Origin of the sequence: Roseomonas rosulenta (genome assembly GCF_016106005.1) — a bacterium.
Taxonomy (GTDB): Bacteria; Pseudomonadota; Alphaproteobacteria; order Acetobacterales; family Acetobacteraceae; genus Neoroseomonas; species Neoroseomonas rosulenta.
Map to the genome: position 1 here is coordinate 1 of NZ_JACADR010000278.1, position 5,902 is coordinate 5,902.

The 5,902-nt window shown below is 71.4% G+C and carries 8 protein-coding genes and 1 pseudogene; 5 read left to right on the plus strand and 4 right to left on the minus strand.

The window, feature by feature from the left end:
- The 4 genes and pseudogenes from HW578_RS21940 to HW578_RS21955 form a co-directional block, all read right to left on the minus strand.
- Window positions 1-214 (minus strand): annotated as a pseudogene (locus HW578_RS21940) (hypothetical protein); the annotation flags it as partial.
- Between the two features lie 156 nt (window positions 215-370).
- On the minus strand, window positions 371-730 hold the full coding sequence (locus HW578_RS21945; protein WP_198372849.1) for a Rieske (2Fe-2S) protein: 360 nt from the start codon (window positions 728-730) through the stop codon (window positions 371-373).
- On the minus strand, window positions 727-1,146 hold the full coding sequence (locus HW578_RS21950) for an EVE domain-containing protein (protein WP_198372850.1): 420 nt from the start codon (window positions 1,144-1,146) through the stop codon (window positions 727-729). The genes HW578_RS21945 and HW578_RS21950 overlap by 4 nt, the downstream gene beginning before the upstream one ends.
- Window positions 1,143-1,436 (minus strand): YciI family protein, encoded by a 294-nt coding sequence (locus HW578_RS21955; RefSeq protein ID WP_198372856.1) that lies wholly within the window; start codon window positions 1,434-1,436, stop codon window positions 1,143-1,145. The genes HW578_RS21950 and HW578_RS21955 overlap by 4 nt, the downstream gene beginning before the upstream one ends.
- 95 nt (window positions 1,437-1,531) lie before the next feature.
- On the opposite strand from HW578_RS21955, the gene HW578_RS21960 reads away from it, so the two are divergent.
- The 5 genes from HW578_RS21960 to HW578_RS21980 all read left to right on the plus strand — a co-directional run bounded on the left by HW578_RS21960 (window position 1,532) and on the right by HW578_RS21980 (window position 5,788).
- The gene (locus HW578_RS21960) at window positions 1,532-2,317 is read left to right on the plus strand and encodes a heme ABC transporter permease (protein ID WP_232479193.1); all 786 of its coding nucleotides are present in this window, start codon (window positions 1,532-1,534) and stop codon (window positions 2,315-2,317) included.
- Window positions 2,314-2,457, plus strand: a complete 144-nt coding sequence (locus HW578_RS21965; protein ID WP_198372852.1) for a hypothetical protein — start codon at window positions 2,314-2,316, stop codon at window positions 2,455-2,457. Before HW578_RS21960 ends, HW578_RS21965 begins: the two co-directional genes overlap by 4 nt.
- Window positions 2,458-2,614: 157 nt before the next feature.
- Window positions 2,615-3,130, plus strand: coding sequence for a cytochrome c maturation protein CcmE (gene ccmE, locus HW578_RS21970; protein ID WP_198372853.1), 516 nt, complete (start codon window positions 2,615-2,617; stop codon window positions 3,128-3,130).
- Window positions 3,131-3,248: 118 nt separating this feature from the next.
- On the plus strand, window positions 3,249-5,207 hold the full coding sequence (locus HW578_RS21975) for a heme lyase CcmF/NrfE family subunit (RefSeq protein WP_198372854.1): 1,959 nt from the start codon (window positions 3,249-3,251) through the stop codon (window positions 5,205-5,207).
- Window positions 5,204-5,788: a DsbE family thiol:disulfide interchange protein gene (locus HW578_RS21980; RefSeq protein ID WP_198372855.1), complete on the plus strand. Its 585-nt coding sequence runs from the start codon at window positions 5,204-5,206 to the stop codon at window positions 5,786-5,788. The genes HW578_RS21975 and HW578_RS21980 overlap by 4 nt, the downstream gene beginning before the upstream one ends.
- Window positions 5,789-5,902 lie beyond the last annotated feature (114 nt).

Below are 5,902 nucleotides of genomic sequence, written 5' to 3' on the forward strand. Positions count from 1 at the left end.
CCTGGTTTGCCGGCGTCCCCGCATGCGGCGCGGGCGTGGTCGCCGCGTGCGGTGCGGGGGTCGCCGGGCGGGCGGGCTGCGCCTGGACCGGCGCGGCGGTGCCACCCGTGGCCTGGCCGGAGGCCGTGCCGGGTGCCGTCCCTTGGGCGAAGCCGGCACCGGCAACGAGCATCAGGCCGGTGGCGAGAAAGGCGGTGCGGGAGATCTGGCGCATCTGGTCCTCCTGTGTTGGTCCGAGCGCAGGAAGAAGAAGACCGTGCCGGCGCGTCCGGCGAAGGGCGGCGCCAAGGTGGTTTCGGGGCGATCGCGGCGGCGCGGTGGCGGGCGTGGCGGAAGCGGGGCGCAGATGCGGCGCTGCGGCGTCGTGCGCCTATCGCCCCGCATCCTCCGCCACCAGCACCCGCCCCTGCTCGTCGATGCGGTGCGGCACCGCCTCTAGAAATTCGCCGTAGCAGGGGCCGGATGTGCAGAATCCGTCCTCGATCCGGAAGCGCGCGCCATGCGTCGAGCAGATGATGTTCTGCTTCTTCCCATCCAGGAACCGGTCCGGCACGGGATCCAGCGGCACGCCGATATGCGGGCAGGAATTCACATAGACCCAGACGCGGTCGCCGCGCCGCACCGCGAACAGGCCGGTGAAGGCGCCGGGTGCGGCGGGAAAGCCCTTCGACTGGCCATCGGGGATGTCGGCCAGCGCGCAGAGCACGCGTTCGGCAAGTTGCTGCTTCACTTGCCCTTCCACCCGCCCATCTTCGCCAGCACCTTCCAGTGCTCGGGCGAGATCGGCATGACCGACAGCCGCGACATGCGCACCAGGGCGATGCCCTCGAGCCCCGGCTCAGCCTTGATCGCCGCGAGCGTGACCGGCTTCGGCATGGGCCCGACCGCCTTCATGTCGACGCAGACCCAGGGGCTGCCCGCTTCGGCGGTGGGGTCGGAATAGGCCTCGCGCACCACCTCGACCACGCCCACGATCTCCTTGCCGATGTTGGAGTGGTAGAAGAAGGCGCGGTCGCCCTTCTTCATCGCGATCAGGTTGGCCTTCGCCATGTGGTTGCGCACGCCGGTCCAGGGCTCGACCCCGTTCGCCACCTGCTGGTCCCAGGAGAAGGCGTCGGGCTCGGATTTCACCAGCCAGTGATTCATTCCGCCAGCGCCCCATCCTTGTAGACGATGCGGTACGGGTTGATCGCCACGCGCGCGAAGCAGCCGGCCCGGGCGAAGGGGTCGCCCTCGGTCAGCGCCTCGACCGCCGCGCGGTCCGGCGCGTCCACAACGCGCACCGAGCCGATCGAATTGCCCTCGCCGTCCATGATGGGGCCGGCGATCACCAGCATGGCGCGGTGCCGCTCCAGCCAGTCGAGATGCGCGGCGCGCACCGCACGGCGGGTCGCGGCCATGCCGGGCTTGTCCTCGATCGTCACGGCGAACAGCATCCCCACCCCCCAACTTCGTGACAGCACGTAACGCGCGCCGGGCCCGGCTTCAACAACCCGGCCTGATACCCTAGGTTGTCAGTGTGGATGGACGCCTGACTGCCGGCACCGGAGCCACCGACGCGCCGCGAACGGGCGCGCGGAGCCTCCACCGTTTCGCCAATCCCGGCCGCTTCCTGCGGGCGACGGGACGACTCATGCCCGTCCTCTGGGCCTCGGCGCTGGTGGTGGTGGGGGCCGGCCTCGCCTGGGGCCTGCTGTTCTCGCCGCCCGACTGGCAGCAGGGCGAGACCGTGCGGATCATGTACGTCCATGTCCCGATGGCCTGGCTGGCGATGGGCGGGTACACGGGCCTCGCGGTGCTGTCCGTCATGTCGCTGATCTGGCGGCATCCGCTGGCGGACCTGACGGCGCGGGAACTCTCGCCCGTGGGCGCGGCCGCCACCGCGCTGTGCCTCGCCACCGGCAGCCTCTGGGGCAAGCCGATGTGGGGCACCTGGTGGGTGTGGGATGCGCGCCTCACCTCCGTGCTGGTGCTGTTCTTCCTGTGGCTCGGCCACGCCGCGCTGGTGCGCGCCTTCGACGACCCGGACCGGGGTGCCAAGGCCGGCGCCATCCTGGCGCTGGTGGGCATCGTCAACGTGCCGATCGTGAAGTTCTCGGTGGACTGGTGGAACACGCTGCACCAGCCGGCCAGCGTGACGCGCCTCGACAGCCCGGGGATGCATGTGGACATCCTCTATCCGCTGCTGACCTGCGCGACCGGCTTCTCGCTGCTGTTCGGCGCGGTGGTGCTGGCGCGAACCCGCGCGGCGGTGATGGAACGCCGCGTGCGCGCCCTGCAACTGGCCCGCGCCCGGCGCGAGGACGCACCGGCATGACCCTGCACTGGTGGCACATCACTGTATCCTACGCGCTGGTGCTTGGCAGCTTCGGCGCGCTCGCGGTCGGCGCGGCGCTGCGCCACCGCGCGGCGAAGCGGCTGCTGGCCACGCTGGACCCGCGGGGGGACCGGCCGTGAGCATCCGCCATCCTCACACCACCGGATCGCGCCTTGCGCGATCCGGGAGCGCAAGGCGCGACCGCGCCCAGACCATCCGCCGCGTCCGGTGCACCAGTGCATGGCGCGAAGCCAAGCCGCGCGGATGCGCGGCGCCCGGCGTCTGAGGGTTCACGCAGTGACACGCAAGAAACGACGCCTGATGGTGCTTCTTCTCGCCGGCCTCGGCCTCGGCACGGCGACGGCGCTCACCCTCACCGCCTTCCAGGACAACATCGTCTTCTTCTTCTCACCCTCCGACGTGCTGGCGAACCGGCACTCGGCCGACCGCGCCTTCCGCCTGGGAGGCTTGGTCGAGGCCGGCTCCGTCGAACGCCGCACCGGATCTGACGGCCGCCCCGCCGCAACCTTCCGCGTCACCGACGGCGCACAGGCCATCACCGTCAGCTACTCCGGCGTGCTGCCGGACCTGTTCCGCGAAGGGCAGGGCGTCGTCACCCTCGGCCGCCTGCTGCCGGACGGCAGCTTCCGCGCCACCGAAGTGCTGGCGCGCCACGACGAGACCTACATGCCCCCCGAAGTCGCCGACGCACTCCGCCGCTCCGGACACTGGAACCCCGAACAAGGCGCCGCACCGCCAGCCGAGACCTGGAACACTGCGCCCCGGCCGCGCGAAGGACGGAGCGGGGGATGATGCGGGGCTGCACTGCGGTGATGCTGGCTGGCCAGGGGGCGCTGCCCCCTGAACCCCCGCCGGGGAGGCAGTGCCTCCCCGGACCCCGCCGCGCCATCCGCCACCGGAGCGCCTCCGCATGATCCCCGAGCTCGGTCACTTCGCGCTGGCCCTGGCCTGTGTCCTGGCCATCGCGCAGTCGGTGCTGCCCATCGTCGGTGCCACGCGGCGCGACCTGCGCTGGATGGCGACGGCGGGACCGTTGGCGGCCGGCACGCTGGTGTCGGTTGGTGTGGCCTTCGGCTGCCTGTTGTGGGCGTTTGCGGTCAACGACACGACGGTGTCGAACGTCGTGCAGAACAGCCATTCGGCAAAGCCGATGATCTACAAGTTCTCCGGCGCCTGGGGGAACCACGAGGGTTCCATGGTGCTCTGGGTGCTGATCCTGGCGCTGTGCGGCGCGGCGGTGGCGGGCTTCGGGCGGGATTTGCCGAGCGCGCTCAAGGCGCGGGTGATCGGCGTGCTGGGCTGGGTGGCGTCCGGCTTCCTGCTGTTCATCATCTTCACCTCCAACCCCTTCGACCGCATCTGGCCGCCGCCGCCGGACGGGCAGGGGCTGAACCCGGTGCTGCAGGACATCGGCCTCGCTCTGCATCCGCCGATGCTCTACCTCGGCTATGTCGGCTATGCGGTGACCTTCGCCTTCGCCGTGGCGGCGCTGCTCGAAGGGCGCGTGGATGCGGCCTGGGGGCGCTGGGTGCGGCCCTGGGCGCTGCTGGCTTGGTCGTTCCTGACGCTCGGCATCGCGCTCGGGTCCTGGTGGGCCTATTACGAGCTCGGCTGGGGTGGCTACTGGTTCTGGGATCCGGTCGAGAACGCCTCGCTGCTGCCCTGGCTGGTGGGCACCGCGCTGCTGCATTCGGCGATCGTGGTCGAGAAGCGCGACGCGCTGAAGATCTGGACCGTGCTACTCGCGATCATGGCTTTCGCCATGAGCCTGCTCGGCACCTTCCTGGTGCGCTCGGGCGTGCTCAACAGCGTGCATGCCTTCGCCAACGACCCGGCGCGCGGCGTCTTCATCCTGGCCCTGCTGATGATCTACGTGGCCGGCGCCTTCGCGATCTTCGCCTGGCGGGCGCAGAAGCTGGCCCCCACCGGCATCTTCGCGCCCATCTCGCGCGAGGGCGCGCTGGTGCTGAACAACCTGCTCCTGTGCTCGATCGCGGCGGTGGTGCTGGCCGGCACGCTGTGGCCGATGTTCGCCGACATCCTGACGGGGGCGAAGATCTCGGTCGGCCCGCCCTTCTTCAACACCGCGGCGGCGCCTCTGGCGATCCCGCTCGTGCTGGCCATGCCGATCGGGGCAATGCTGCCGTGGAAGCGCGGCGATGCCTGGGGCGCACTGCAACGCCTGTGGTGGGCGGCCTGCATCGCGCTGGCGATGGGCTTCCTCGCGCTGGTCGCGGCCGGGCTGCCGGTCTGGCCGGCCATCGGCGTCGGACTGGCGATGTGGCTGATCATCGGAGCGATGGCCGATGTTGCCGATCGCATCGCGCTGTTCCGCCGCCCGGGCCAGGCCTTGCAGCGCGCCCGCGGCCTGCCGCGCGCAGCCTGGGGGGCGGCCATCGCCCATGCAGGGATGGGTGTCACCATCGCCGGCATCGCCGGCATGGGCGTGGCGACCGATACGCTGATCGCGCTCAAGCCCGGCGAGAGCGCGCGCCTGGCCGGCTATGAATGGCGCCTGGACAGCATCACGGACGTCGCCGGCCCCAACTACGCCGCGCGCCGCGCAACCGTGACCATCTCTCGCGACGGCGCCGAGGTCACGGTGCTGCGCCCCGAACGTCGCACCTTCCAGGTGGACCGCCAGACCACCACCGAGGCCGCCATCCATACCAACGCCATGCGCGACCTCTATGCCGTGCTCGGCGAGGAACGCGACGGCGCCGGCGTTCTCCGCCTGCACCACAACCCGCTGGCACCATGGATCTGGTTCGGCGCCGTGATCATGGCGCTCGGCGGCGGACTGTCGCTGTCCGACCGCCGGATGCGCGTGGCCGCACCGGCGCCGAAAGGGGCCACGGCACCGGCATGAGCGACACCCCCGCCCCGCCGCCGCGCTCCCGGCGCTGGATGCTCTACGCGCCGCTCGGCTTCGCCGCCGCCGCAGGTGCGGGCTTCTGGGTCATGCTGCGCGGCCTGCAGACCGGGGGCTACGACCCGCGCGGCGTGCCCTCGGCCCTGCTCGGCCAGCCCGTGCCCGACTTCAGCCTGCCGCCACTCGAGGCCAGCGGCCTGCCCACGCTGACCGCCGCCGACCTGCGCGGCCCCCTGCCCGCCCCCGTGGTGGTGAACTTCTGGGCATCGTGGTGCGTGCCCTGCATCGTCGAGCACCCGCAGCTGATGCGCCTGCAGCGCGAGGGCATCCGCGTGCTGGGCATCAACTACAAGGACCGCGCGCCCGACGGCGCCGCCTTCCTCACCCGCCACGGCAACCCCTTTGCGAAACTCGGCCGCGACGAACCAGGCCGCGTCGCCATCGACTGGGGCGTCTACGGCGTGCCCGAAACCTACCTGATCGACCGCCAGGGCCTGATCCGCTGGCGCTACGCCGGGCCGATCACACCGGACCTGCTGGACCGAGACCTCAGGCCGCTGCTGCGGAGGTATGCGTGAGCGGGCTGCGCGCTGCCGGAGAGGGGCTTTGCCCCCCTCCGGACCTCCCCCCACCAAGGGGCAACGGCCCCTTGGATCGCGGGTTTGAATCGGGGGATTTGGGGAGGGGCATGG